General features: G+C 67.9%; 28 protein-coding genes and 1 tRNA gene. 15 read left to right on the top strand and 14 right to left on the bottom strand.

The genetic code is table 11. From position 1 onward, the window contains the following. Window positions 1-84: 84 nt before the first annotated feature. The 4 genes from HKK74_RS09850 to HKK74_RS09835 all read left to right on the top strand — a co-directional run bounded on the left by HKK74_RS09850 (window position 85) and on the right by HKK74_RS09835 (window position 3138). Window positions 85-552, top strand: coding sequence for a MarR family winged helix-turn-helix transcriptional regulator (locus tag HKK74_RS09850; RefSeq protein ID WP_187242800.1), 468 nt, complete (start codon window positions 85-87; stop codon window positions 550-552). A 420-nt stretch (window positions 553-972) separates the two neighbouring features. Then, entirely contained in the window at window positions 973-1818 is an 846-nt protein-coding gene (locus HKK74_RS09845; protein WP_187242799.1) for an ABC transporter ATP-binding protein, read from the top strand. 56 nt (window positions 1819-1874) lie between these two features. Continuing rightward, complete coding sequence (locus tag HKK74_RS09840; RefSeq protein WP_187242798.1) at window positions 1875-2714, top strand: ABC transporter permease; 840 nt, start codon at window positions 1875-1877, stop codon at window positions 2712-2714. Between the two features lie 154 nt (window positions 2715-2868). Then, entirely contained in the window at window positions 2869-3138 is a 270-nt protein-coding gene (locus tag HKK74_RS09835; RefSeq protein WP_187242797.1) for a hypothetical protein, read from the top strand. A 57-nt stretch (window positions 3139-3195) separates the two neighbouring features. Here the strand turns inward: HKK74_RS09835 and HKK74_RS09830 are convergent, their stop codons facing one another. Then, entirely contained in the window at window positions 3196-4200 is a 1005-nt protein-coding gene (locus HKK74_RS09830; RefSeq protein WP_187242796.1) for an ABC transporter substrate-binding protein, read from the bottom strand. Window positions 4201-4352: 152 nt separating this feature from the next. Here HKK74_RS09830 and HKK74_RS09825 point away from each other — a divergent pair, with 152 nt between their 5' ends. The 4 genes from HKK74_RS09825 (at window position 4353) to HKK74_RS09810 (ending at window position 6912) form a co-directional block, all read left to right on the top strand. Continuing rightward, window positions 4353-5123: an IclR family transcriptional regulator gene (locus tag HKK74_RS09825; RefSeq protein WP_187242795.1), complete on the top strand. Its 771-nt coding sequence runs from the start codon at window positions 4353-4355 to the stop codon at window positions 5121-5123. A 79-nt stretch (window positions 5124-5202) separates the two neighbouring features. Further along, window positions 5203-5862 carry a nuclear transport factor 2 family protein gene (locus HKK74_RS09820; RefSeq protein ID WP_187242794.1) on the top strand — a complete coding sequence of 220 codons (660 nt, stop codon included), beginning with the start codon at window positions 5203-5205 and terminating at the stop codon, window positions 5860-5862. Between the two features lies 1 nt (window position 5863). Further along, window positions 5864-6739 carry a dioxygenase family protein gene (locus tag HKK74_RS09815; protein WP_187242793.1) on the top strand — a complete coding sequence of 292 codons (876 nt, stop codon included), beginning with the start codon at window positions 5864-5866 and terminating at the stop codon, window positions 6737-6739. Next, a complete protein-coding gene (locus HKK74_RS09810; protein WP_187242792.1) occupies window positions 6736-6912 on the top strand; it encodes a hypothetical protein in 177 nt (58 codons plus the stop codon). Before HKK74_RS09815 ends, HKK74_RS09810 begins: the two co-directional genes overlap by 4 nt. 8 nt (window positions 6913-6920) lie before the next feature. Here the strand turns inward: HKK74_RS09810 and HKK74_RS09805 are convergent, their stop codons facing one another. From HKK74_RS09805 to HKK74_RS09795, 3 genes are all read right to left on the bottom strand, one after another. Beyond that, window positions 6921-7655, bottom strand: coding sequence for an alpha/beta fold hydrolase (locus tag HKK74_RS09805; RefSeq protein WP_187242791.1), 735 nt, complete (start codon window positions 7653-7655; stop codon window positions 6921-6923). Between the two features lie 247 nt (window positions 7656-7902). Then, the gene (locus HKK74_RS09800) at window positions 7903-8778 is read right to left on the bottom strand and encodes a sugar phosphate isomerase/epimerase family protein (RefSeq protein ID WP_187242790.1); all 876 of its coding nucleotides are present in this window, start codon (window positions 8776-8778) and stop codon (window positions 7903-7905) included. Window positions 8779-8827: 49 nt separating this feature from the next. Continuing rightward, the gene (locus HKK74_RS09795) at window positions 8828-9598 is read right to left on the bottom strand and encodes an SDR family NAD(P)-dependent oxidoreductase (protein ID WP_187242789.1); all 771 of its coding nucleotides are present in this window, start codon (window positions 9596-9598) and stop codon (window positions 8828-8830) included. Window positions 9599-9843: 245 nt separating this feature from the next. Between HKK74_RS09795 and HKK74_RS09790 the strand changes: the two genes are divergently transcribed. Beyond that, window positions 9844-10902 carry a maleylacetate reductase gene (locus HKK74_RS09790; RefSeq protein WP_187242788.1) on the top strand — a complete coding sequence of 353 codons (1059 nt, stop codon included), beginning with the start codon at window positions 9844-9846 and terminating at the stop codon, window positions 10900-10902. On the opposite strand, the gene HKK74_RS09785 is transcribed toward HKK74_RS09790, so the two are convergent. Then, on the bottom strand, window positions 10884-11795 hold the full coding sequence (locus HKK74_RS09785; protein WP_187242787.1) for a LysR family transcriptional regulator: 912 nt from the start codon (window positions 11793-11795) through the stop codon (window positions 10884-10886). The genes HKK74_RS09790 and HKK74_RS09785 overlap by 19 nt on opposite strands. A 639-nt stretch (window positions 11796-12434) precedes the next feature. On the opposite strand from HKK74_RS09785, the gene HKK74_RS09780 reads away from it, so the two are divergent. Continuing rightward, entirely contained in the window at window positions 12435-12677 is a 243-nt protein-coding gene (locus HKK74_RS09780; RefSeq protein ID WP_312881383.1) for an FAD-dependent oxidoreductase, read from the top strand. A 57-nt stretch (window positions 12678-12734) separates the two neighbouring features. Beyond that, complete coding sequence (locus HKK74_RS09775) at window positions 12735-13544, top strand: IclR family transcriptional regulator (RefSeq protein WP_187242785.1); 810 nt, start codon at window positions 12735-12737, stop codon at window positions 13542-13544. Between the two features lie 582 nt (window positions 13545-14126). Here HKK74_RS09775 and HKK74_RS09770 read toward each other — a convergent pair. The 7 genes from HKK74_RS09770 to galU all read right to left on the bottom strand — a co-directional run bounded on the left by HKK74_RS09770 (window position 14127) and on the right by galU (window position 19055). Beyond that, window positions 14127-14203: transfer RNA gene (locus HKK74_RS09770), tRNA-Ala, on the bottom strand. A gap of 75 nt (window positions 14204-14278) precedes the next feature. Then, window positions 14279-14974, bottom strand: coding sequence for a divisome protein SepX/GlpR (gene sepX, locus HKK74_RS09765; RefSeq protein ID WP_187242784.1), 696 nt, complete (start codon window positions 14972-14974; stop codon window positions 14279-14281). 172 nt (window positions 14975-15146) lie between these two features. Then, the gene (locus HKK74_RS09760) at window positions 15147-15776 is read right to left on the bottom strand and encodes a GNAT family N-acetyltransferase (protein ID WP_187242783.1); all 630 of its coding nucleotides are present in this window, start codon (window positions 15774-15776) and stop codon (window positions 15147-15149) included. A 64-nt stretch (window positions 15777-15840) separates the two neighbouring features. Beyond that, on the bottom strand, window positions 15841-16323 hold the full coding sequence (locus tag HKK74_RS09755; protein WP_187242782.1) for a MogA/MoaB family molybdenum cofactor biosynthesis protein: 483 nt from the start codon (window positions 16321-16323) through the stop codon (window positions 15841-15843). Window positions 16324-16370: 47 nt separating this feature from the next. Beyond that, window positions 16371-16871: a cyclic pyranopterin monophosphate synthase MoaC gene (moaC, locus tag HKK74_RS09750; protein WP_187242781.1), complete on the bottom strand. Its 501-nt coding sequence runs from the start codon at window positions 16869-16871 to the stop codon at window positions 16371-16373. Continuing rightward, window positions 16868-18088: a molybdotransferase-like divisome protein Glp gene (gene glp / locus HKK74_RS09745; RefSeq protein ID WP_187242780.1), complete on the bottom strand. Its 1221-nt coding sequence runs from the start codon at window positions 18086-18088 to the stop codon at window positions 16868-16870. The genes moaC and glp overlap by 4 nt, the downstream gene beginning before the upstream one ends. Window positions 18089-18146: 58 nt before the next feature. After that, window positions 18147-19055, bottom strand: coding sequence for a UTP--glucose-1-phosphate uridylyltransferase GalU (galU, locus tag HKK74_RS09740; protein ID WP_187242779.1), 909 nt, complete (start codon window positions 19053-19055; stop codon window positions 18147-18149). Between the two features lie 33 nt (window positions 19056-19088). Here galU and HKK74_RS09735 point away from each other — a divergent pair, with 33 nt between their 5' ends. The 4 genes from HKK74_RS09735 to HKK74_RS09720 all read left to right on the top strand — a co-directional run bounded on the left by HKK74_RS09735 (window position 19089) and on the right by HKK74_RS09720 (window position 22775). Next, window positions 19089-19709, top strand: a complete 621-nt coding sequence (locus HKK74_RS09735; RefSeq protein WP_312881382.1) for a 5-formyltetrahydrofolate cyclo-ligase — start codon at window positions 19089-19091, stop codon at window positions 19707-19709. 47 nt (window positions 19710-19756) lie between these two features. Beyond that, on the top strand, window positions 19757-20764 hold the full coding sequence (locus tag HKK74_RS09730) for an NAD(P)-dependent oxidoreductase (protein WP_187242778.1): 1008 nt from the start codon (window positions 19757-19759) through the stop codon (window positions 20762-20764). A 93-nt stretch (window positions 20765-20857) separates the two neighbouring features. Further along, window positions 20858-22342, top strand: coding sequence for a potassium/proton antiporter (locus tag HKK74_RS09725; protein ID WP_312881381.1), 1485 nt, complete (start codon window positions 20858-20860; stop codon window positions 22340-22342). 85 nt (window positions 22343-22427) lie between these two features. Then, window positions 22428-22775 (top strand): FmdB family zinc ribbon protein, encoded by a 348-nt coding sequence (locus HKK74_RS09720; protein ID WP_187242777.1) that lies wholly within the window; start codon window positions 22428-22430, stop codon window positions 22773-22775. Between the two features lie 62 nt (window positions 22776-22837). Here HKK74_RS09720 and HKK74_RS09715 read toward each other — a convergent pair whose 3' ends face one another. Beyond that, a complete protein-coding gene (locus HKK74_RS09715; protein ID WP_187242776.1) occupies window positions 22838-23980 on the bottom strand; it encodes a serine hydrolase domain-containing protein in 1143 nt (380 codons plus the stop codon). Window positions 23981-24080: 100 nt separating this feature from the next. Next, window positions 24081-25127: an RNA polymerase subunit sigma-70 gene (locus HKK74_RS09710; protein WP_312881380.1), complete on the bottom strand. Its 1047-nt coding sequence runs from the start codon at window positions 25125-25127 to the stop codon at window positions 24081-24083. Window positions 25128-25309: the final 182 nt, after the last annotated feature.

Raw genomic sequence — 25309 nt, 5'->3', positions numbered from 1 at the left:
TATGGCCGACAATCATCTGTTGTCAAACGATCGACATGAAGACGGATTTGGTAGGCTGGTCGCACCGCATACCGAGGGGATCCGATGCCGACGACGACCGACCGGCGGCCCATCAGGCCGACCTACTTCCCGCAACTGGCGGCCGAACGGCTGGACATCGCCCTGTGCCGGGCCTCGGCCTCGGTGGCGCGGGCGGCCGACGCCCACGCAGGCGCACAAGGGCTCGGCGTCGGCCAGCACCTGGTGCTGAAGATGCTCGCCGCCGTCGGCCCCTGCTCCCAACAGACACTCAGCGAGGAACTGCGCATCGACCGCAGTGTCATGGTCAGCGTCTGTGATGACCTCGAACGCGCGGGCCTTGCCCGGCGCGAGCGCAACCCCCGCGACCGGCGCTCCTACGCGGTGACCATCACCGACTCCGGCCGGCAACGACTCGCCGAGGCAGAGGAGTCAATCCCGGCATTCCTCGACGACACCTTCCAGTCCCTCAGCCTCCAGGAGCGCGACCAACTCACCGCACTCCTCGGCAAACTCCTGGGCGCCGGCACCTGACGGCAGCGCGAGAGCGGCCACACCACGGATGGCCGCGACCAATGGCGGGTATGCGGATGTCGCGCCGTGTGGCGGGACGGCCAAAGCGGCCTGCCGCGGATCTGGCGGCCCATCCGCGCCGCAGACCCGTCCCTGTGTACGACCCAAAGTACAAACCGTGGTCGTGGAACCGACACTAACGTGGCTACCGTGAGACACAGGGATGACGCACCGTAGTCGAGGATTTGCTCAGCAGCCATGCGCCTGAAACCGTGTCATGACACGTGCCGCCAGGCGTATGAATCGCGCGGTCGTCCAAACACGTTGCCGGATGCCACTCGCCGGGTTTCGCTGAGCGGCAAGCCCAGGTAGTCAGCCTGTAACGTGCGTGACACCTTAGCGCCGTGTGAGGATCGCTCACCGGCGAGAGGTGGAATCGTCATGTACAGCTTGGACGCGAGGAAGCCGCGCGCCGACGAAACAACGTCTGCCGGCGTTGGTGCGGATGGCCCGGACATCGCCTACTCCGCGCGCGATGTGTCGAAGGTCTTCTATGCCCCGGACCGATCAGTCACCGCGCTGGACGGTGTGTCTCTCGACGTCGAGGCGGGCTCGTTCACCTGCATCGTCGGGCCGTCAGGGTGCGGTAAGTCCACGCTCCTGCGCATCCTCGGCGGGCTCGAACAGGCGACGATTGGGCAGGTGACGGCTCCTGAACGCAAGTCGGCAGTCCCCGTCTCCGCGTTCGTGTTCCAGGAGCACGGGGTCTTCCCTTGGTTCACGGTGCTGGAGAACGTCGCGTTCGGACTGCGCATGGCTGGGTTCTCGCGCGAGGAACGCAACGCCACGGCTCGCACGTGGCTCGAGTATGTGGGCCTCAGTGAGTTCGCGAACAGCTACCCCCATCAGCTTTCGGGCGGAATGAAGCAGCGGACCGCGATCGCGCGCGCGTTCGCCACCGGATCGCCCTGTCTCCTGATGGACGAACCGCTCGGCGCCTTGGATGCCCAGACGCGCCGCCTGATGCAGGAGCAGCTGATCGAGCTCTGGGAGCGGGAACGAAAGACCGTGGTGCTAGTGACCCACGCGATCGAGGAGGCGCTACTCCTCGGGGACCGGATCATTCTCATGTCCGCGCGCCCGGGCCAGATCAAGGAAGACATCAAGGTGCCTTTCGATCACCCGCGAAACATCGACATCGAAAGCACTCCGGAGTTCGCAGACATGAAACACAACATCTGGGAATCCTTGCGTGACGAGGTCCAGAAGTCGGTGGTCTTCTCATGACGACCATGTCGAAACCCGCGCCGGTTTCTGCCCGAAGCGATTCGACGCCTGATCCGATGGCGGCGGCCCTGGAGTCGGAGCGCAAACGGACCCGCAGGCTGACCCGCCGGTACGCCCTGCTCGCCCTGGCCACCCCCACCGTCCTGCTGCTGGTGTGGCAGGCGCTTGGCAGCTTGGGCATCACCGACACCAGGATCTTCCCGCCTCCCAGCGACATCGCCCGGTACGCCGTGGACATGACCGCATCCGGCCAGCTTCCCGAGGCGGTCGGCATCACTGTGGCTCGGCTGATGGTGGGTTATGTGGCGGGTGCCATCGTGGGAATCGCCATGGGACTCGTCATGGGCGTGTGGAAGCCCCTCCAAGCGGCGTTCGATCCGTTGTTCTCGGCTCTGTACGCGCTTCCGAAGATCTCCATCCTGCCGATTCTGCTGCTGATCTTCGGCTTCACGGAAACACCCAGGGTGCTCCTCGTCATGATCGGAGTCTTCTTCATTCTCCAGATCAACACGCTGGCCGGGATACGCCAGATCGATCCCCGCGTCCTGGAGGCGGCAACGGCCTACGGTGCGACCGGCTGGCGTCTCTTCCGCTACGTGGTCCTGCCCGCCGTACTACCGTCGGTGTTCACGGGGCTGCGCGTGTCCGCCGGCATGGCGGTCACGATCATCACTTCCGTCGAGTTCGTTGCCGCTGACAACGGAGTCGGGTTCTTGATCTGGAACTCCTGGCAGATCTTCCAGCCTGGTCCTATGTATGTGGGAATGGCCTCCGTCGCGTTGCTCGGAGCGATCCTCACGGCACTCGTGCTCGGCCTCGAACGGATCCTCATTCCCTGGCGGTCCGTGTCAGGACGACGGTTCACCCTCCGGCGGCGACCCAGGCCAGCGGCCTGAGGGCCGAGAGCCTGATCAGTATCCCTCCGACTGCCGCACAGCGAAGACCCCGGGTGTGTGGAAGACGTCTTGTCTTCCACACACCCGGGGTTTCTGCCGATCCCCCGGCATTCGGGACGACGTATCGCCAGCAGAGGCCGGTCTGTGGCCGGCCATGAAGAAGCAGGACAAGTCCTGGACCAGTGCCCACCTGTCGGTAGGCGAACCTCACTTGGGCCAGATCGATGTGATGAACGATGTCCGGCTCGAACACGGGCCTCAACACTCCAGACGTTACTCATTAATCAGGTGGCGCGATTCGGCAACACGCACACCACCATTGACCGACCTGTTTCTAATCGACCAGATGCTCGACTCGATTCAAGGGGGGCGCGTTCGGCACCTCATCGGCCAGTTCTTCTCCTTCAGTGGAGGCTGGGGCTGATACCAGCAGGGGCCGAAGGCGATACGCCTTCGGCCCCTGCGACTAGGCTGCGACCCTTCAGTTGGACGCCTTCTTTGCGTTCTCGGAGAACTTCGTGTCGGTGAACTCGGACGTGGGAATGGGATCTCCGTAGGTCAACTGCTTCGCATCAAGCCACGTGCGCTGCATTGCTTCCAGCTGATCGGGCAAGGGAGCCAGATCGGGACGCCAGGTGAACGTTGGAAGGTTCATGATGACCGAGGACTCGACCTTCATCACCTTCGCCACCGGGTCGATGTTCTCCGGCGCACTCCGCGCGTCGCCCTGGAGCTCTTTGGCCGCACGGGCCAGAGCGTTGAAGAACGCCTGCGCCTGACCGGTCTTCGCGAACTTCTCGGAGTAGATGACCCCGGTGCTCGAACTGCCTGCCGGCGGGACGGCCAGCGCCTTCCCCGTTCCCGCCTTCTCGATGGCCTCCGTGAACGGCGCTGACGTCAGCGCCGCGTCGACAGACCCGCTCGACAAGGCAGCCGGCATGTCGGCGTTGGTGATGTTGGTGAGGGTCACGTCCTTGATCGAGATCCCCGCCTCGCGCAGCACTAGGTCCAGCAGATAGGCGCCCGAGCCGCCCGGTCCCCCGGCCACGGCGATCCGGCGACCCTTGAGGTCGGCCGGCGTACGGACGTCGCCACGGTCAACTAGCTTCGAGGCGACCTCGAGTGCCGACGGAGGGTCCTCAGAATTGCCGTCGCTGACCGACATGCTGCCGACGACCCGCAGGTCGAGACCGGAGTCGAGAGCGCTGAAGAACCCGGCCGCGAAGCCCGCGACGATGACGTCGATCTTTCCGCTGGACGCCAGGGGAACCGCGTCCTGACCGGACCCCACCGGATGGAGCTTCACCTTGATGCCTTCGGCCTCGAAGTAGCCTTTGGCCTCGGCGACGTACAAAGGCGTGAACAAGGGGGAGGCGACATGCGCGACGTCGACCGTCCCTCCGCCTTCATCACCTCCGGCCTGGATACCGCCGCCGCAGCCGACGCACGCCAACAACATCACCAGTAGAAGGACCGAACGCCTCACCTTGTACTCCTTGTTGCAGTCGAAGGCACTCGAGCAGATGTCGGTGCAGTTACCTCAGTGTTAAGTCCGGCGCAGCCACTGGCCACCAGCAAATCCCGCTCAGTGGTAAGTTCAGCGCAACCACCCGGGGGGATCCGACCAAGGATGTGAGGATGGCAGGCAACGCCGCCGAGCCCGGCCGGAGCACAGCTTCGCGGCTGCTCACACTCCTCGAGGTCTTCACCGTCCGTAACGAAGAACTGACGTTGGTGGAGATGGCTCAACGATCGGCCATACCGGTGGCGACGACCTATCGCCTCGCGCGCGAGCTGGCGACGTGGGGAGCACTGGAGCGACTCCCCGATCGGCGCTACCGCGTAGGCCTGCGCCTGTGGGAGATCGGGTCCTTGGCGCCTCGCCAGCGATACCTCCGCGAGCTCAGCCGCCCTTATATGCAGGACTTGTACGACGCCACGAAAGAGAACGTGCAGATCGGGGTGAGGGACGGTAACGAGGTCCTGATCGTCGAGATGGTGTCGGGACGGAGCGCCATCCCCTCCGCCACCCGCGTCGGCGGTCGTCTTCCGCTGCACGCGACAGCGGTCGGGAAAGTCACGCTGGCATTCTCGGAGCCGGAACTGATGGCGCTCACGGTGGCGGAAGGCCTTCCCAAGCTGGCGCCGAGGACCATCATCACGCCCGGCCAACTCAAACAGGCCGTGGAGCAGGTCAGGTCGACCGAGCTCGGCTTCGCCTACGAAGAGATGACCAAGGGAGCCTCGTCCGTCGCCTCGCCTGTCTTCGGCCCGGACGGTCGATTCGCAGCCGCCCTCGGGCTGGTCGTCCACGCCTCCACCGACGTCACCCGGCTCGCACCTGCCGTCAGAACCGCCGCCCTGGGACTCTCGCGAGAGCTTGCTCGCTGGTCGAACCTGAAACACTGAGCTGTCCGCTGAGCAGCACATTTCACTGGGTGAATACTCAAGCTGGACCCCTGGCGTCCACTCCTGTGACCGTGAACGCGTGACTTCGGAACTCTCAACAGGCCGGCCGACGCATGCCGATGACCGCGAGGCGCACCAGGTTCGCAAGGTCGTCGAGGACTGGGCGATCTTCCGCGACGCGGGCGACTGGGACGCCTTCGCGGGCGTCTGGCACACCGACGGATGGATGACTGCGACCTGGTTCCAAGGCCCCTACCGTGAGTTCATCGACGTCAGCCGCGAGGGGTTCGAACGCGGCATACAGATCTCTCACTTCCTGGGTGGCTTCACCTGCACCATCGAAAGCACCCGGGCGGTGGCCCAGACCAAAATGAAGATCGAACAGCGCGCGAAGGTGCATGGGGTGGAGGTCGACGTCACCTGCAGCGGCCGCTTCTACGATTTCCTCGAGCACCGCGACGGCACTTGGGGCATCGTCCGACGCCAGCCCGTGTACGAGCGCGACCGTCTCGATCTCGTCGACCCCACGTCGACACTCATCCTGGACCCCAACGTACTCACCTCCTACCCGTCCGGCTATCGGCATCTGGCCTACATCCAGAAGCACCTGGGGTACGACGTGATGTCCGATCTGCCCGGCCTCCGAGGACCGGCGATCGAGCAGCTCTACTCCGAAGGGACCGCGTGGCTGGACGGAGCATCCACCCCGGGCAGGTTGATCAGAAACACCGGTCGCTGACATGAAGAACACCGAGCGGCTCACCGCTGATGTCCTCAGCAGCTTCGGCTCCACACCTGACGACCGGCTCAGGACCCTGCTGCGCGGGCTGGTCGAGCATCTGCACGCCTATTTCGTCGAAAATGCCGTCACGGGCCAGGAGTGGCAAGCGGCCATCGACTTCCTGACGCAGGTCGGTCAGGCCTGCACCGAAGTCCGGCAGGAGGTCATCCTCCTGTCCGATGTCCTGGGTGTGTCGATGCTGACCGAGATCCTCAACGAGGACCTGCAGGACTCGCACGCCACCGAGGCGACGGTGTTGGGCCCGTTCCACCTGACCGATTCCCCGCGTCGGGAGCTGGGCGACTCCATCGACGAGGTGATGGCCGGCGACCCGCTGATCATCGAGGGCCGGCTGACCTCAACCGACGGGATCCCCCTGAGCGATGGGACGATCGACGTGTGGCAGTCCGACGAGAACGGCTTCTACGACGTACAGGTGCCCGATCTCCAGCCACAAGGCAACGGGCGCGGGTTCTTCCAGGTCGACCCGGACGGCAGGTTCTGGTTTCGGACGGTTGCGCCGGCGCCCTACCCGATCCCGACCGACGGGCCGGTCGGCCGGCTGCTCGCAGCCACGAAGCGTCATCCCTTCCGGCCGGCTCACATCCACTTCATCCTCAGCGCGCCCGGACATCGCCAGCTGACGACCCACGTCTTCATGGGCGACTCCCCTTACCTTGACTCCGACGCCGTCTTCGCGGTCCGTGATTCGCTCGTCGTACACAAGTCCGTCTGCGACGACGAAGATCTGGCCGCGAAGTGCGGAGTCGCCGTCCCCTTCGAGGTGTGCCGGGTCGACGTCGTGCTCGAACGGCTCGAGACCAACCAGTCGTGAAGCGCCTGCTTTCTCTGCATCATCTGACGATGCTCGATGCGGACCCCTTCGAGCTGGTCACTGCGGCCAGGGCCAGCGGATTCGACTGTTGCGGTATCAAAGCTCGGAACATCACCGGCGAAGTGCTTCACGTCGCAGCCGGCATGCAGCTCGCGCCCGTGATCTCGATCTGACGAAGCATCTACACCGGTCCCAGGTCGCACAACCAGGACGACACGTCACTGAGGAAGCGAGCGGAATCCTCGTGGTGGAGCCAGTGTCCGGACCCGGGATAGATGATGACCCTGTCTCCGGGCTTCACTGCGAAGGCATGCCCGCCCGCTGCCCTCGCCTCATTGCGGTAGAAGGCGAGCAACGGGATCCTCCGCGAGTCCTCGTGGAAGCGATCGGTCTCCGGCCGGAAGTGAAAGCTGCCGGGGCCGAAGGCGAAGTCGTGGAAGACGGCCGTGATGGCCTCGGGAAGGGAGTTGACGACACGGCCCGCATGGGCTTGCGTGACGGCCGCCGGCGTTCGTTCACCGTCGAGTGCGCGGAAATAGCCGAGCGCCACGGCGCTCGGGTCACCGGCCGCGAGCTCGTGTGACACCTGCGCAATCCTCACTCGGTCCTCGGAGGCGAAACCGTAGGCCGGATCGACGACGATGGCGGCACTCACCCGTTGCGGTTCGAGCGCGGCAGCCATCAGAGCCACCTCGGAACCCGCCGAGTGTCCCACCATGACGGCGTGATTGACGTGGAGGTGACGCAGCAGCTGGACGACGTCACCGCTCAGGGTCGTCAGAGCGTACCCCTGCGAACTGGCGTCGGAACCGCCGTGGCCGCGCAGGTCAACGCTGACGACCCGGCCGTGGTCCTGAAGCGGGCCGACCAGGTCTGCCCAGTCACGCGAGTCGCACGGCCACCCGTGGATGAGCACGAAGACGAGAGGTGCCCGCGAAGTAGCCCGACCGGGGTGGTCCTCGAAGTGAATGCGAGAACCCGGGACGGAAAGGTAGGGCACGGCTACTGAACCTCTCTTCTGGAACATGTCACCGCTCGAGCCTCCAGCTGATTGTGCGCCACGAACAGGTAGCTGACACCCAGATCGTGCTGGAGTTGCTTGAGCAGATTGAGCACCCGCAAAACCGCCGATCAGGTCAGTCGGGCGCCGACGGCCGCGGCGGTCACCGCACCGAGCCCGCTGACGCGCCAGGCCATGATGCCTCCGGTATCCCGGACAGGACAGCTGCGTTGAACCTGAGCGTTGCGACCGGGTCCCGCTCAGTGGACAGATCTTCGAGAGACACCCACCCTGTGTATCCGTGGTCGTCCAACAGGCCCAGCACCTCGGCGACCGGAACCATGCCGGCGTCCAGCGGCGACCAGGCGTGGCCCCACTTCGCGCCAGGTGCAGATCTGGCCACGGTGGCGTTCTTCAGGTGAACGTGATGCAGGTACGGGCCCAGGATCTGGAACGCCATCCGAGGGTTCTCGTACCCCTCCCAGACGACGTTGCCCGCGTCGTAGATGACGCCGATCCTGGCCGGATCCAGCTTCGAGACCAGCGCGAAGGCGAGGGAGGCGCTCGGCGCGATGGTGTCGTGATGCATCTCGAGGACCACCCGTACACCGGTCGTCGCGGCGAGGTCCTCGGCGAACGCCAGGTACTGCCTCGTCTCCTCCGCCAGTTTCGGGTAGTCGAAAGTGCCGGACGTGGTGCGAGGGGCCTGCAGACGCACCTGTGACGCACCAAGGTCGGAGGCCAGCAGCATCATCCGTTGCAGGCCGTCTTCGTCTCCGACGGCGAGGTACGGCCCCAGGCCCACGATGGTGAGTCCCGCAGCCTCGCAGGCATCCCTGATCTCTTTCCTGTCGGTCGAGTCGGGATCGAGTGTGCACTTGTTGTTCTTCAGGAAGCTGAACGCCGACGTGCTGCTCATGGCGTGCGGGGCCTCCCCCACCTTCCACTCGACACCGCGATAGCCGGATCGGCTGAGTTCCTCGATCGCCTGGAGCGGGGTGAGGGTGGGAAGAGCGATGGTCGCGTAAGAGAAACGCATGGCTGCCCGATCGTCAAGGTGGACTTAGGCGTCGATGTGGCAGGAGGAGCTACGGAGCGGGTGCGAGCTGGGATCCCCCGCAGACATGCAGGACTTCCCCGGTGATGAAGCTCGCCTGCGGCGAGGCGAGAAAAGCCACCGCTTCGGCAACATCCTCCGGCGTCGCCATCCGCTGGATCAGTGGCAGCCGGCGATGGCGCTCGATGTGCCGCTGGAACTCTTCCTCGGTACGACCGCTCCGTACGAAGGGTGTCTCGACCGTGCTGGGAGCGACCGCGTTCACGGTCACGTTGAGAGGCGCGAGCTCCACCGCCAGAGCACGGGTAAGACCGACAAGGCCCGCCTTGGAGGAGACGTACGAGAGCGGGCCACCGGACAGCCAGGTCCGGGAGGAGATGTTGACGACAGCGCCGCCGCCGGAGGTCTTCCAGAGACCGGCCGCGGCTTGGCACAGGGATGCCGGTCCCCACAGGTTGACTTCCATGACCTGCTGCCATTCCTCGGCACCGATCTCGCCGAACCGGCTGCGCTGACTCAACGCGGCGTTGTTCACCAGCTGATCGAGGCGGCCGAACGACTCGTGGATCCGGTCGACCAGCTGTCGGTTCTGGGAGTCCGAGGAGATGTCGGACTCCCAGGCGAGGACCCGACCTGACGGCTCCTCCGCAATCGCCTTGATCGCCGACTCCGCCGCTTCTCCGTCGCGGTCGACGATGACGATGGTGCTGCCTCTTGCCGCCAAAGCTCCGGCGATCGCCACTCCGAGAACGCCCGCGCCTCCGGTGACAACCGCCACAGGCGCTGTCGCGGCAGCCTTCATGAGTTCCCCCGATCCGCTGCTGGTTTGGTCTCCGACCCGACGAAGCCGACATTCGCAAATGCGGGGTCCGCTGGCATCTTCTTCCATCCACTGAGTGGAAGGCCCTCGCAGCCACTGACGGAAGGCCGCAGATCTCAGGATGCCAAGCTCCTGTCTGAGTGACCTTTTTGCTGAGTGGCTGTCCGAGAGCCGGCCGGAGGCACGATCTGGGGCATCATCGGTGCGCCGACGAGAGGGAGGCCACAGTGAGCCTTGAGTTTGTCCACGACGCCTTGCCAGGACGAGTTGTGTTCGCCCGGGGCGCACGGCGACGACTGGTGGACGAGGTGACGAGGCTGGGTCTGCGGCGGCTCATGGTGATCACCTCGGAACGTCAGCTCGACCTTGCTCGCGCGCTGACCGACGGACTGCAGGATCGCCTTGCCGTGTCCTTCACCCGCGTCCTGCCGCACGTGCCCGACTCGGTCGCACGGGAGGCCCGCACCCTGGCCGAAGAGCACAGCGTCGACGGTCTGCTGTCCGTGGGCGGCGGCTCGATCACCGGCACCGCCAAGATCGTGGCTCTTACCAGCGGACTACCGATCGTCTCGGTCCCGACGACCTACGCGGGTTCGGAGCTGACGCCTGTCTGGGGCATGACCACCGGCGGGCGTAAAGAGACCGGTCGATCTCCGATGGTTCTGCCCAAGGTCGTGATCTACGACCCTCAGCTGGTCGAAGGCCTTCCGCGGAAGGTGGCGACATCGTCCGCTCTCAACGCGATGGCTCATTGCATCGAGGCGTTGTGGATGTCGACCGCCACGCCTGTCACGACCCTGATGGCTCTCGAAGGCGTCCGGGTGCTGCGGCAAGGACTGGACGAGCTGGTAACGGACCTCACCCCGGCCGCCTTCGAGAATCTGGTCCTCGGCGCTTACCTCGCAGGAGCATCCTTCGCGGTCGCTGGCTCGGGGCTGCACCACAAGATCTGTCATGCGCTAGGTGGCGCCTTCGACCTTCCCCATGCGGAGACGCACGCGGTTGTGCTGCCGCACGCGTTGGACTTCAACATCGTGGCGATGCGCGCGGATTCGGCTACCCGGCTGACTTCGGCCCTGGGCGGCACCGACGCGGTCGAGTCGTTGCGGGACCTGTACCGACGCGTCGGCGCGCCGGTGAGCCTGGCCGGGCTCGGCCTGACCGCAGAACAACTGAGGGTGGCGATTCAGGTCGTCATCGAGAAGTTGCCGATCGAGAATCCCCGCCCGGTCGACGCGGATGCCGTCCGAGCCATCCTGACAGCGGCCTACCGGCCGAAGCCATGACTCCGGTCGGCCGCCGACTCGCTCGCGTGCCGCATCGCGGAGATGGAGACGTCTACGTCTGTCAGGTCAGGGTCCGACCAGATCGCCCAGGTTTCGATGACAGCATTGGGTTCGGACTCGGCCAGAGGTATCCAGCGCCAGGTGGTGAAGTCCTTGGCGGCGGAGGCTTCGCTGACGAGGACGGCGTCGGCGTCCGAGGTCTCGGCGATCAACTGCCCGTGCTGCGAGAACCTCCGGAACATCCAGTGCACGTCTGAGCCGGCTGCGTCCGCGGCTGCCCTCAGGCGCACTTCTTCGCCAGGGGTCTCCGCGGCCGAGTGGGCCATGACTCGCAGGCCGGTGAGGTCGGCGAACGTGAGCGTCTTGGCGTCGCGCAGAACGTCCGGGTCGCGGATGCAGCATCCGAACTGCTGGGACATGATCAAAGCGGAGTGGATCCCCTGCGGCTCGGCGTGCACGAGGCCGACATCGATCATTCCAATCTGCACGAGCCTGCGCTGCTCGTCGCTCGTTGCCTCATGCAACGACAGCCTGACTCTCGGCTCCAACCTACGCAGCTGGGCCTCGAATCGGGAGAACCAGGCGTGCGGGATACCGGCCGGGATACCCACCTGAAGGGTCCGTTCGGCCTCGCTGCAGACCCGTAGCACCTCGGGAATCCGGTCGACATGATGGAAGATGATCTTGGCGTGCTCATGCAGCCCCTTCCCGGCCGGGGTCAGGGACGTCCCGCGTGCGCTGCGGCGAAGCAGCTCGTAGCCGAGGGTTCGTTCCAGCTGGGCGATCTGTCGGCTGAGCGTCGGCTGGGTCATGTGTAGAGCTGTCGCCGCCTTCGCGATGGAGCCGAGCTCGGCGACCGCGTTGAAGTAGCTCAGATGCCGAAGTTCAACCATCTGCCTATGCTGTCGAGGCATAGGTGGTGAGCGCAATAAGCAGTTCATGTTCAGCTGCTTTTCGAGACGGCCATGCCGAAACCACCGGCACACTGCGCGGCCGGTGCGCGACCGCCGACACCCCACGGCCGGTTGTTCTTCGCTGGTCGCCTCATACAGGGAGATCTTGGCCCGGGGCGCGGCCACGCGGAGCGACTCTCGGAATCGGTCGAAGCACTCGTGGCAGCCCGGCGGTACCCCGACGTGCACCAGCGTTTCGGCTTGGTCGAAGGTTCGAAGGACGTCCGGGATCCGGTCGACCTGCGCCAGCACCTCGCGAGCCTGCTCGCTCGGCCCCTCCCCCGCTGGAGTCAGGTGATGCCGCGCGTCGTTCGACGCATCGGCTGGTAACCGACGCTGTACTCGAGCTGGGCGATCTGACGGCTCAGCGCCGCGGTCGCTTTAGCCACTGATCCCAGCTCAGCGACCGCGCGAAAGTACGCAAGCCCAGCTCGAGCATGTATACGGGATATGCCCTGCGAGCATAACGGACTAGCCCAATGAGCATTTTGAACATCGACGATTAGGCGTGAGGATTCTCCCTGACGTCTTGGACGTCATCACTCAACGGCCTACGTCAGGAAGGGCAGGTGTTGCGTGGTGGGTGAATCGGCCGAGTTCGACGTCGTCGTCGTTGGAGGCGCCGCTGCGGGTGTGGCTGCCGCCGGCGCCGCGCGGCTCGGCGCGCGGACCTGCCTGATCGAACGGCACGGCTATCTGGGAGGAACCGCGTTTGCGGCCGGCCACGCTGCCGGGGTCGCCGCGGCACTGACCGCACACAAGGGCAGCAGCGACCGCGCTGACGTGGGGGCCGCCCTGCGCAGGCAAGGCGCGCTGCTGTGACGACCCGGGCGATCCACGGTGACGCGGCCCGCTCGGCAGGGGCGGGAGGTGACTGGTGTGTCGGGTAACGCTCGTGAACCCGGCCGGTCAACGGTCCACCGGCTACTGACCCTGCTCGACGTCTTCGACGGCACCGACCTGTCCCTGGCCGACGTCGCCGAACGCTCCCAACTTCCCCTCACCACGGCACACCGCATGCTGGCCGCACTTGAAACCTGGGGCGGCGTCGAACGCACCCCCACCGGCCGCTACCGCATCGGCCTGCACCTCTGGAAACTCGGCAACCGCGCCACCAGCGCCACCACCCTGCGCGAAACCGCCCTACCCCTCATGCAAGACCTCTACGAATCCACCCACGAAAACGTCCAACTCGCCATCCGAGACGGACACCACGCCCTCATCATCGAACGCCTCACCGGCCTACGCGCCGTCCCCACCCTCACCGAAGTCGGCGGCCACCTCCCCCTGCACGCCACCGGCGTCGGCAAGCTCCTGCTCGCCCACGTCCACCCCGAACTCCTCGCCGAACTCCACGCCCGCGGCCTACGCCGTTACACCGCCTACACCCTCACCATGCCCGGCCGCCTCGCCGCCTCCCTCGCCACCACCCGAACCACCGGAATCGCCACCGCCCGCGAAGAAATGACCCTCGGCAGCGCCAGCATCGCCGCTCCCATCACCGACGCCACCGGCACCGTCCAAGCAGCCCTCAGCATCGTCGTCCACGCCACTACCGACCTCACCCGCTACACCCCGGCCCTCCACACCGCCGCGAAGGAGATTTCGCGTCGGCTGGCTGCAACTGGTGGCAGAGTGCGTTCACGCTCTCGCCTAGACAGGCTCAGCGTGGCTTCCGGTCACATATAGGTGCTCGCGTTCTGCCCTACCCGAACCGGATTCCGTCGGGAGAACGGTCAGCTAGCGAGATTCACCATCGCCTGCGCAACACCGAGATTCTGCGCTGGATTGGACGTGCGGGCGATATCGATCCCGACCACCGATCCCGGTCCCCCACAGCCAGGATCACCACGAGCATCCTGTCGGATGCGACCTGACGGCGTAGGACAGCGACCTGATGCCAGAGCAGGAGAATCTCGGATTCCTTGCTCCGGTCTCCACGCACCAGCAGGAGCAAGAGCCGGAGAACGTGGCCGAGGACGAGGTAGGGGAAGGGCCAGAACACAACCAGTCAGGATGGCCGTTCCCCCACCACGCTCAAGCCATCAACCTGCAGGTCAGCAGCACCGACTCACTTTCCGCACCCCACAGGCGCGTGACAGCCGGGCGTTGCCTGGTGCGGCACCAGCTCTGGAGGCTTCGGCACGTATTCGGCACAGGCACCCGCCGCGGATCGACGACGGCCGGACAGAGCCGGACCGTGGCGATCAACAAAACAAGGCACCCACCTGCACGGATGCAGGTGGGTGCCGTTGCGTCTGAGTCACTCCTTGGTGGAGATGAGGGGATTCGAACCCCTGACCCCCTCGATGCGAACGAGGTGCGCTACCGGACTGCGCTACATCCCCAAGGACTCAGCAAGGTTAGCAAAGGTTGGCGGATGTTCGCGCATCGGTTTCCGCCCGGACGGCGCCGGCGGACGATCAGTCGCCGACGGCGCGTGCGACGTCGCCCTCGTCGCCCTCCCGCTTGGCATGCTGATCGAACACGTCGCGGGCCCGGGCGCGCTCGGCCAGATCGATGATCTGCGCCTGGGCGGCCTCTTGGGCGAGCCTCGCCTGCTCGGCGGCGCGCGCCTCGGCCCGGGCCTCGGCTCGGGCCCGCTGCAGCCGCTCGTTGCGTGCGGCGTCCATGCCGACGGCGACCCGCAGCAGCGCCAGGTGGAACACGAGCAGACCCACCGGTGGGAGCGACACCCACCAGGGGGCGAGGCCGCCGGCCACGATGCCGACCCCGGTGAGGTTCATCACCGTGAGCAGGAACGTACGGCGCCGGCGCCGGGCGATGACCGTGGCGCGGCGCACGCCGCGGCGGCCGGGGCCGTCCAGATCCTCGTCGAAGATCTCCTCGGACGCAGAACGATCACGCGGATAGGGCTCGTAGTGCCGGTCCGCGTCGCCGTCGGGCCGGTCACCGGCCGTCGTCTCGGTCATGGTGCTGGTCACGGTCTCGGTGAGCGTGCCGCCCGTGGCCGTGTCCATGCCCGGCTCGGCCATGCCCGACCGGCGGTGCAGCAGCCGGGAGATGCCGGCCGTGTCGTTGTCGCGCCGGAGGTACATGGGCACGAGGACGACCGCCCACACCGCGACGATGGCGAGATAGAGGAGGGTGCTGCTCACGGGCCCACCTCTTGGGCGCGCCAAGGACGCGAGTTGACCTTGGGCGCACGTAGGCTCACGTCCCGCACGGTAGGACCCGGTGTCAGCAGTTGACGAGCATAAGGGGCGGTGTGTCGCGAGATAGGGCGCAAGGTGACCCGTTGTTTACCAAATCTCTGTTGATCGCAGAAGTTCACGGAGATGAAGAGGACCGCGGAAATGCCTGCCGGGAGTCACCGAGCCAGCGTGCCCGCAGGCCGCCGGGAACGTCCTCGACGGTGAGCGCGTAACAGATGTGATCTCGCCAGGCGCCGTCGATGTGGAGCTGCCGGCGCCTAATTCCCTCTTCCCGGAACCCGAGCTTTTCCACCACGCGGCGGCTCGCGGTGTTCTCGGGCCGGATATTGGCCTCGACGCGATGCAGGCCGACGGTGAAGAAGCAGTGATCGACCGCCATGGCGACCGCCGTGGGCATCACCCCGCGTCCGGCGACGAGCCGGTCGACCCAGTAGCCGATCTGTGCCGACCTGGCGGAGCCCCACACCACCGCACCCACGGTGAGCTGGCCCGCGAAGCTCCCCTGGTAGGTGACGACCCAGGGCAGGGCGAGGCCCTGCCGCGCCTCGCGGCGCATGGTGTGCACCATGCCCATGTACGGCCCGAGCCCACTGCGGAACAGCGGGGTCTCCGGATTGGTGGGCTCCCACGGACGGAGCCACTCGGCGTTCCGCACCCTCATGTCCCGCCACGTCGCGGCATCGCGAATCCGCAATGGGCGCAACCCGATCGGGCCCTCCGTCAAGGTGACCGGCCAACCCCGCATACGCTCCACAAATCCCATGATTCCCTGCTCTGTGCGCAGGACGCCATCAAATGTTGACACCAGCTCAATCAGTACGTGGGTGATCTCCACCATGTATCTGGTCAATCGCGTGAATTATGACCGGACCCAGTACCGCCATACCGTCCCGAACGCCACCCGTGGAGCCGGGAAGATTAACGATGAGCGTCCTTCCGGCGACGCCCGCGAGGCCGCGAGACAAGATCGCCGCGGGGACCTTGTCGCGCCCTTGGAGCCGGATGGCCTCGGCGATGCCGGGCACTTCCCGTTCGAGGACCCGCCGGGTCATCTCCGGGGTCCGGTCAGTGGGGGTCAGCCCCGTGCCGCCCGTGGTCACCACGAGGTCGTACTCGGCCTCGACCGCATCCCTCAGGGCCTCGAAGACCGGCTCACCGTCGGGGACGACGAACGGCCCCTCGACCTCGCACCCGGCCTCCCTCAGCAGCTGCACCAGCACCGGTCCGGACCGGTCCTCGTAGACCCCGGCCGCCGCCCGGTTGGACGCCGAGAGCGCCATCGCGCGGATCATCTGCCCTTCCCTCCCAGCACCGTGATCACCTACTTGTCCGGGCCGGTCTACCCGTCCCGGCGCCAGGTACCCGTCTTGCCGCCGGTCTTCTCCTCGACCCGTACATCGGTGATCACAGCGGCCGGATCGAGGGCCTTCACCATGTCGATCAGCGCCAGCCCGGCCACTGAGACCGCGGTGAGCGCCTCCATCTCCACACCCGTCCGGTCGGCCGTACGGACCACCGCCGTGACCGCCACGCCCGCATCGCGTACCTCGAGCGTCACCGAGACGCCGTGCAGCGCGATGGGGTGGCAGAGCGGCACCAGGTCCGGGGTCTTCTTGGCGCCCTGGATTCCCGCGATGCGCGCCACGGCGAGGGCGTCGCCCTTGGGGACGTCGCCCTGACGCAGGGCGCTCACGCAGCCGGCCGACAGCCGTACGAAGCCCGTGGCGGTCGCCGTGCGGACCGAAACGTCCTTGGCGGACACGTCCACCATCCGGGCCGCCCCGGACTCGTCCAGATGGGTGAAGGGGCCCCTGCCGGCCCCCTCTGCTTCCGTGCTCATGGCAACCTCATCACGTCGACCCTGGCGCCCGCCGGGAGCCGTTCGACATCCTCGAGCACGACGATGAGCCCGTCGGCCGACGACAGCGCGGCGAGCTGGTGGGAACCCTGTCCCTCGGCGGGAGTGGCCGCGTAGCGCTGGTCCTCGCCGCCGGGGGGGCGGTTCAGCCGGGTGCGCAGGTAATGCCGCACCCCGCGCGGCGAGGTGATCTCCTGGGTGAGCACGGCGGGCACCGTGGGCAGCGACTCGGGCGGCAGCCCCTGCATGGCGCGCAGGGCGGGCCGTACGAAGACCTGGAAGGAGACGTACGCGCTCACCGGGTTGCCGGGCAGGGTGAAGATCGGCGTGATGCCGTCGATCAGCCCGAAGCCCTGCGGCTTGCCGGGGCGCATCGCGACGCTGCTGAACTCCATGGTGCCGAGCCCCGACAGCACGTCCTTGACGACGTCCTTGGCACCCATCGAGACGCCGCCCGTCGTGATGATCGCGTCGGCGCGGGTCAGCTGGTCCTTGATCGTCTCCAGGACCTTGTCGGACTCGTCGGCCACCGTCGCCTGGCGGTAGCCGACTCCCCCCGCCTCGCGGACGGCGACGGCGAGCATGAAGCTGTTGGAGTCCCAGATCTGCCCCGGGGCGATCTGCGAGCCGGGTTCGCGCAGCTCGCTGCCGGTGGACATGACGACGACGCGCGGCTTGGGCCGTACGGGCACGCGGCCCCGGCCGACGGCGGCGAGCATGCCGAGCTGCGCCGCGCCCAGCCGTACGCCCGGCTCCAGCACCACCTGACCGGCCCGGACGTCCTCGCCGGCCCGCCTGATGTAGTGACCGGGCGGCGCGGCACGCGCGATGTTCACGCGCACCGTGCCGCCGTCGGTCCACTCGACCGGGATGACCGCGTCGGCCCCGGCGGGCATCGGCGCACCGGTCATGATCCGCGCGCACAGGCCGGGCTCGATCGCCGAGATGGCCTGGTCGCCCGCCATGACGTCGCCGATGACGGGCAGCGACACCGGCGTCTCCGGCGACGCCGCCATCACGTCGGAGGCGCAGACCGCGTACCCGTCCATGGCGGAGTTGTCGAAGGGCGGCAGCGGAACCGGCGCCGTCACCGGCTCGGCCAGCGACGCGCCCTCAGCGTCGAGCAGGGCGATGTCGAGCGGCGCCAGCAGCGGCACCGCACTGAGGATCCCGGAGAGGTGTTCCTCGACGCTCTTCATCGCCCTAGCTCATCTCCTCGTGTCGGCTTCGTGGTCGTGGATGTCGCCCGCCCCTCGTTCAGGCGTCGTCGTGCGCCGCCACGAACTCCCGGAGCCATGGCATGAACTCGGGCGCCAGGTCCGGCCGCTCGGAGGCGAACTGCACGACTGTGCGGAGGTACTCCAGTTTGTTGCCGGTGTCGTAGCGGCGCCCCCGGAACAGCACACCGTGCACCTGCCCACCGTCGCTCGCCTCCATGCCGGCGAGCGTGCGCAGGGCGTCGGTGAGCTGGATCTCGCCGCCGCGCCCTGGCGGGGTCTTGTCCAGTACGTCGAAGATCGCGGGATCGCAGACGTAGCGGCCGATGATGATCCACCGGCTCGGGGCGTCCTCGGGGGCCGGCTTCTCGATCAGATCGGTCACGTTGACCACGTCGTCCTCCTCGGTCGGCGCGATCGCGGCGCAGCCGTACGAGGAGACCTGGTCCGGCTCGACCTCCATGAGCGCGATGACGCTGCCGCCGTACTGGTTGCGCACCTCGATCATCCGGGTGAGCAGCGGGTCGCGGGCGTCGATCATGTCGTCGCCGAGCAGCACCGCGAAGGGGTCGCGGCCGACGTGCTGGCGGGCGCAGTGGACGGCGTGCCCGAGCCCCTTGGGCTCGCCCTGGCGCACGTAGTGCATGATGGCGAGCTCGCTGGACTCGCGTACCGCTTCGAGCCTTTCTTCGTCGCCCTTGGCGTGCAGTGCCTCCTCAAGCTCGTAGGCTCGATCGAAGTGGTCCTCGATGGAACGCTTGCTGCGCCCGGTCACCATGAGCACGTCGGTGAGGCCCGCGGACACGGCCTCTTCGACCACGTACTGGATCGCGGGCTTGTCGACGATGGGCAGCATCTCTTTGGGAGTCGCCTTGGTGGCGGGGAGGAAGCGGGTTCCAAGGCCGGCCGCCGGGACGACCGCCTTGAGGACAGGTGTGAAGTCGGCCATGCGTTGACCCTAGTCACCGGAAGGCGGAGAGTCGTGCAGGACCCTGAGGGGCAGGCCGGAACATCGGCGGGAAAGACGGCGGGGGCGGCCCTGCCGGTCGACGCGCGGGGTGCGATGGGCACCGAGGACCGCGCCGCGGCCGCGCGGTCGATACGTGACGCCCTGCTCACGCTGCCCGAGGTGGAGATGGCCGCCTCCATCGCCGCGTACGCCTCGCTCCGCAGCGAGCCCGACACCGGCGGGCTGCTGTTCGCCCTCTGGAAGCGGGGGACGTACGTGCTGCTCCCCCGGGTGCTGCCGGATCGCGATCTCGACTGGGCGACCTACGAGGGGCCCGACTCGCTCGTGCCCGGCCCGTACGGGCTGCTCCAGCCGACCGCCGAGGCGCGCGGAGTGCGTGCCGTGGAGGCGGCCGACGTCGTGATCGTCCCCTCGCTGGCGGTCGACCGTACCGGCGTGCGCCTCGGCCGGGGCGGCGGGTCGTACGACCGCGCGCTGGCGCGGGTCGGCCCGCAGATCCTCACGGTCGGCCTGGTGTACGACGCCGAGCTGGTCGAGGCGCTGCCGTCCGCACCGCACGACCAGCGGCTCCGGGCCGTCGTCACGCCTTCGGGGGGCTTCCACCGCTTCCCGGGGACCCGGCCGGCGACCTGACCCACGACATCTATGTCCGATTAGTAGCGCTCTGGTAGGAATGACGCATGGCTGACGGCCCGTGGCGGATCCTGGCATTGCCTCCCCTCGACGAAGCGATCATCCGGCGGTTGTTCACCGATCCGGCGGCGGACGTGTCCGTACCGCGGAGCCGGGATCGCGAGGGCCTGCACGCCGCGCTGGCCGACGCGGAACTCGTGATCGGGGACTTCACCGGCGTGCTGGCGCTGGACGCCGACGCGGTCGCGGCCGCGCCTCACCTGGCGTTCGTCCAGATGCCGCAGGTCGGCGTGGACAGCTGCGATCTGGCGGCGTTGACCGCGGCCGAGGTACCGGTGGCGAACACCGCCGGGGCCAACGCCCGCGCGGTCGCCGAGTGGGCGGTGGCCGCCGCCTTCGCCCTGTGCCGTCACCTGGTCTGGGGCGACCGGCGGATGCGCTCCGGCTCGTGGCCGCAGGCCGAGCTGCTGGGCCGCGGCACCCGTGAGATCCACACCCAGCGCGTCGGCGTCCTCGGGTACGGCGCGATCGGAGCCGAGACCGCCCGGCTGTTCGAGGCGCTCGGCTGCAAGGTGTCCTACTGGTCGCGACGCCGGCGCCCCGACGTGTCCCCCGCCTACCTGGAGCTCGACGAGCTGCTGGGCTGGTCCGACATCCTGGTCATGGCGCTGCCCCGCACCGCCGAGACCGCCGGGCTGCTCGGCCCGGAGCGGCTCGCGCTGCTGCCGCAGGGGGCTTTCCTCGTCAACGTCTCGCGGGGCGGGATCGCCCCGGACCAGGCCGTTCTGGACGCCCTGAACTCGGGGCGGCTCGCCGGGGCGGCGCTCGACGTCTTCGAGCCGGAGCCCCTGGCCGCCGACCATCCGCTCCGCTCGCACGAGAACGTGCTGCTGTCACCGCACGTCGCCGGTGCGACCGGACAGGCCCAGCTCAACATCCTGTCGCAGGTCGCCGCCAACATCGCCGCGGCGATCAATGGCGATCCGGTGATCAACGTGGTGAACGAGGTGGCACCTCGGGTGCACCGCCGCTCCGGCGGCTCCCGAGAGGGCTGACCGGCCGCCGTCGCTTTACTACAAGTGTGCGGTACCCCCTCAAATCTGTAGGATCGCTACAACCACTGATCGCGGGTTTGAAGGGCGGTGTGCGTGCGGCTCGACGTCTGGATGCTCTCGGGCGCCGCCCTCGTGATCGTGTCGATCGTGGCCGTACGGCTCTCGTACCGGATAGGCCTGCCGAGCCTTCTCGCCTACCTCGGGCTCGGGCTGCTCCTGGGCGAGTCGGGGTTCGGCATCCGCTTCGACAACGCCGAGCTGGCCCAGACCCTCGGCTTGGCCGCCCTCGTGGTGATCTTGACCGAGGGCGGGCTCACCACCAACTGGAAGGACGTCCGGCCGGGCATCCCCGTGGCACTGTCCCTCGCCACGATCGGCACGGCGGTGAGCGTCGTCGTGGTCGCGCTCACCGGGCACTACCTGATCGGATTCGACTGGCGGCTGGCGTTCCTGCTCGGTGCCGTGCTCGCGCCGACCGACTCGGCCGCCGTCTTCTCCGTGCTCAGACGGCTGCCGCTCCCGCGTCGCCTGGCCGGAAGCCTCGAGGCCGAGTCGGGCTTCAACGACGCTCCCGTCGTGATCATCGTGGTGATGCTCAGCTCCGGCCACGGGCACCCGCCGGGCCTGTGGTCGCTGCTGGCGATCCTGCTGTACGAACTCGTGGTCGGCGCCGTGGTGGGCCTGGTGATCGGCCCGCTCGGCGCCTACGCCCTGCGCAGGGTGGCCCTGCCCGCATCGGGCCTCTATCCGATCGCCGTGCTGTCACTGGCACTGGGCTCGTACGGTGCCGCGACCCTGCTCCACGCGAGCGGCTTCCTGGCCTGTTACCTGTGCGCGCTCGCGCTCGGCAACGCCCGGCTCCCGCACCGGCCGGCGACCCGCGGCTTCGCCGAGGGTCTCGCCTGGCTGTCCCAGATCGGGCTGTTCGTCATGCTGGGCCTGCTCGCCTCGCCGTCGGAACTGCCTGTGCAGGTGCTGCCCGGCCTGATCGCCGGCTTTGTGCTCGTCCTGCTGGCCAGGCCGCTGTCGGTCCTGATCTCGACACTGGGGTTCGGAATCAGCTGGCGGGAGAAAGCGTTCCTATCCTGGGCCGGCCTGAGAGGCGCAGTGCCGATCGTGCTGGCCACCGTACCGATGACCAACGCCGTGCCGGGGGCGCAACGCATGTTCGCGCTCGTCTTCGTCGTGGTCGTGGTGTTCACCCTGCTCCAGGGACCTACCCTGCCGGTGTTCGCGCGGCTGTGCGGGGTCACCGTCGACGGCGAGCCGAGGGAGCTGCAGGTGGAGGCGGCGCCGCTGGAGGAACTCGATGCCGATCTGCTGGAGGTCCGGGTCCCGCCCGATTCCCAGCTCAGCGGTGTCGAGATCTTCGAGTTGCGCCTGCCCACCGGGGCGTCCATCACACTGATCGTGCGAGACGGGCAAAGTTTCGTGCCCGGTCCGACCGACGAGATCCGTGGTGGCGACGTACTGCTGGTCGTCGCGACCGCGGCCGCCCGCGACGAGGCGGAGCGGCGGTTGCGCGCGATCAGCAGGCGCGGCAAGCTGGCCGGCTGGTTCGGTGAGACCGGTGAGTAACCGGCGAACATTCCGCAGGTACCATTAGCAGCCGATAGATGAGAGTGCCAGTCCCGACGGGGCTGTGTGCAGCTAGGAGGAGCCCGTGCCGACTTATCAGTACGCCTGCACCGCGTGCGACGAGCGGCTCGAGGTCGTACAGAGGTTCAGCGACGACCCAATGACGGAGTGCACGACCTGCGGTGGTCGCCTGCGCAAGGTGTTCTCCGCCGCCGGCATCATCTTCAAGGGATCGGGCTTCTACCGGACCGACAGCCGCGGCTCCGGCAAGGGCTCCTCGTCCACCACGACCAGTGCCTCGGAGAAGTCGGACAAGAAGGGCGAGTCCACGAAGTCCGAGGCCAAGAGCGGCTCCGGCGACTCCACGGGATCTTCCTCATCCTCATCCTCATCTTCTTCTTCGTCGTCCTCCTCGTCCGAGAAGGTCGCCTGACCCACGGCACGGCCGGATCCGGGGCATGACGGCCCCGGACCCGGCCCTCGCCATGCCGCCCCTCAGCCGTCGGCGACGGCCTTGGCGACGATCTCACCGATCCGCTCGACGACGGTGAACTGCCCGGCGGTCATCCGGTTCTTGGCGACGGCGAAGACCACTCCGGTGGCCGTGTCGGCGTACGCGGCACTTCCGCCGGTGCCGCCCATCCCGAACACCGTCGGCGCCTCGGGCGCACCCGGCGTGGGCAGGCCGATCTCGAAGCCGAGGGCCCTCTTGCACGGGAAGCTCGTGAGCTCGTCGACCCCGCTGTAGGCCACGGAGGTGATCTCACGGAGCCGCTCGGGGCCGACGAGGCGCACCCCGTCCACCTCGTGCAGCAGCGCCGCGTACATCCGCGCCACACCACGCGCGGACATGGTGCCCCCCGCGGGAATGTCGGAGATCATCACATCGGCGCGGTTGCCGTACTCGGCGTTCGGCAGCACCGCGAACGGCGCCGCCGTGTACCCGTTCACGACCTTGAAGAACGGGATCTGCTCCAGCATCTCGGGGGTCATCTCCGGCATGTCGGCCGGGGCGGGTGCGTCGTCCAGCCGCGCCAGCCTGCCCAGCTCCGCCTCTGGGACGCCGAAGTAAAGCTCGTCGGCGACGCCCAGCGGCCCCGCCACGTCCTCGCGCAGGACCTGCGAGATCGGCCGGCCGGTCACGCGGCGGGCGACCTCGCCGAGGATGTAACCGTACGACTGGGCGTGGTAGCCGGTGCTGGCGCCCGGCTCCCACCACAGCTGCTCGTCGGCGATCGCGGCGCATATCTTGTCCCAGTCGCACAGGTCCTCAGGCGTGGTGTCGGCGGGCAGTCCGGGCACGCCGGCGGTGTGGGTGAGCACCTGCCGTACGGTCACGCCCTTCTTGCCGTGGGCGCCGAACTCCGGCCACAGGTCGGCGACGGGGGTGTCGTAGTCCAGGGCACCCCGCTCGGCGAGCACGTGCACGACGGTCGCCGTGACGGCCTTGCCGACCGAGGCGACGAAGACGGGGGTGTCGGAGCTGAGCGCGCGCCCGGTCTCGGGGTCGGCGACGCCCGCGACGGCGTCGACCAGCGCCTCGCCGTGCCGGTAGACGGCGACCTGCAGACCCGTCTCCGCTCCCGACTCGACCAACCGGTCGATGGCCTCCTGGACCTGCTTCTGCAGTCGCTCCATGATCGCTTCCGTTCTCGAGGATGATGTGATCACCGGTGAGACGGCACGACGGCGGAACAGGAATCGGTCGCGCGGAATCTTTTTCGGAGCGGGTAGTCGTTCAGAGCGTCGCCGGCAGGCCGAACAGGGGGAACACATCTTCACCGAAGGTCGTGATCTCGGCGACCAGGCCGTCCTCGACCCGCAGCACGCTGAGCCAGGACGGGCTGAACACCGGCTCGCCCGGCCGCCGCAGGTACGCCGCGGCGGCGGGCTGCCGGTTCGCCCACGTGGGCAGGACGCGCCAGTCGCCCCACGCTTCGGGACCGACCATGGCCCAGCGCCAGCCCTCCACGATGGCCTCCCCGCCCAGAATCCAGATCGGCTCCGGCGGCATCGTCTGCACGGCGTCCTCGCGTAGCACGGCGGCCAGGATGTCAGGGTCGGCCTGCTCGATCGCATCGATATAGCGCTGCAGCAACGCGCGCTCGTCCGCGCTGGGGTCCGCGGACGGCGCCCACTCCGACCGCCGCCCGGGCAGGTGCGCCCGCATCGTCGGCCGGGCCCGCTGGAGCGCGCTCTTCACCGTGGCGACGCTCACCTCGAGCAGGTCGGCTGTCTCCTGTCCCGACCAGCCGAGCACGTCGCGCAGGATCAGCACGGCGCGCTGCCTCGGCGGCAGGTGCTGGATCGCGGTCAGGAAGGCGAGCTCGATCGTCTCCTTCGCGACGACCGTAGCGTCCGGTTCGGCGTCGCCCGGGGCGGCCGGCTCGAGCAGCCGGTCGGGGTACGGCCGGATCCAGTAGATCTGGGTCGTCGGCGCCGACGCGGCGTCGACGCTCGCCGCCACCGGCTCCTGGCGAGGCCGGGGTCGGCGCGGATGGCGGTCGAGGAGGTCGAGGCAGGCGTTGGTGGCGATCCGGTACAGCCAGGCGCGGAAGGTGGAGCGCCCCTGGAAGGTCTCCCGTCTGCGCCAGGCGCGCAGGAACGTCTCCTGTACCTGATCTTCCGCGTCCTCGAACGAGCCGAGCATGCGGTAGCAGTGCACCCGGAGCTCCCGGCGGTACTCCTCGAAGAGCAGCCCGAACGCCGCCTCGTCGCCCGCCTGTGCCGCCGCCACGACCTCGGCCTGCTCCACCTGGCCTCGCCTCGCCCTGTCCCTGACCACGGAACGCCCTCCCCGACCGTACAACGGGCGGTCGCCGGCCCGAACGCCGACTCATGGATCAAGCCGACTCATGGGTCAAAGGACGCAGGCGTCTACGCCGGAAGGTCGAGGGGGCGACTCGTCCGTACGGCGTAGGCGCTCCAGGCCCGCTACTCCACCGGGACCTGACGCGATCACATCCG

Source organism: Actinomadura alba, from assembly GCF_014323705.1.
GTDB classification, from domain to species: domain Bacteria; phylum Actinomycetota; class Actinomycetes; order Streptosporangiales; family Streptosporangiaceae; genus Actinomadura_C; species Actinomadura_C alba.
Note: the sequence above shows the minus strand (reverse complement) of the source record. Positions and strands in the feature narration are given on the sequence as shown.

Coding starts and splice junctions, on each gene's coding strand:
- HKK74_RS09845 (WP_187242799.1), top strand. CDS start 973: ATGTACAGCTTGGACGCGAGGAAGCCGCGCGCCGACGAAACAACGTCT.
- HKK74_RS09840 (WP_187242798.1), top strand. CDS start 1,875: ATGGCGGCGGCCCTGGAGTCGGAGCGCAAACGGACCCGCAGGCTGACC.
- HKK74_RS09760 (WP_187242783.1), bottom strand. CDS start 15,776: ATGCGGGGTTGGCCGGTCACCTTGACGGAGGGCCCGATCGGGTTGCGC.
- HKK74_RS09825 (WP_187242795.1), top strand. CDS start 4,353: ATGGCAGGCAACGCCGCCGAGCCCGGCCGGAGCACAGCTTCGCGGCTG.
- HKK74_RS09755 (WP_187242782.1), bottom strand. CDS start 16,323: ATGATCCGCGCGATGGCGCTCTCGGCGTCCAACCGGGCGGCGGCCGGG.
- HKK74_RS09815 (WP_187242793.1), top strand. CDS start 5,864: ATGAAGAACACCGAGCGGCTCACCGCTGATGTCCTCAGCAGCTTCGGC.
- HKK74_RS09835 (WP_187242797.1), top strand. CDS start 2,869: ATGAAGAAGCAGGACAAGTCCTGGACCAGTGCCCACCTGTCGGTAGGC.
- HKK74_RS09795 (WP_187242789.1), bottom strand. CDS start 9,598: ATGAAGGCTGCCGCGACAGCGCCTGTGGCGGTTGTCACCGGAGGCGCG.
- HKK74_RS09850 (WP_187242800.1), top strand. CDS start 85: ATGCCGACGACGACCGACCGGCGGCCCATCAGGCCGACCTACTTCCCG.
- HKK74_RS09785 (WP_187242787.1), bottom strand. CDS start 11,795: ATGGTTGAACTTCGGCATCTGAGCTACTTCAACGCGGTCGCCGAGCTC.
- galU (WP_187242779.1), bottom strand. CDS start 19,055: ATGGCCGACTTCACACCTGTCCTCAAGGCGGTCGTCCCGGCGGCCGGC.
- moaC (WP_187242781.1), bottom strand. CDS start 16,871: ATGAGCACGGAAGCAGAGGGGGCCGGCAGGGGCCCCTTCACCCATCTG.
- HKK74_RS09800 (WP_187242790.1), bottom strand. CDS start 8,778: ATGCGTTTCTCTTACGCGACCATCGCTCTTCCCACCCTCACCCCGCTC.
- HKK74_RS09730 (WP_187242778.1), top strand. CDS start 19,757: ATGGCTGACGGCCCGTGGCGGATCCTGGCATTGCCTCCCCTCGACGAA.
- HKK74_RS09715 (WP_187242776.1), bottom strand. CDS start 23,980: ATGGAGCGACTGCAGAAGCAGGTCCAGGAGGCCATCGACCGGTTGGTC.
- glp (WP_187242780.1), bottom strand. CDS start 18,088: ATGAAGAGCGTCGAGGAACACCTCTCCGGGATCCTCAGTGCGGTGCCG.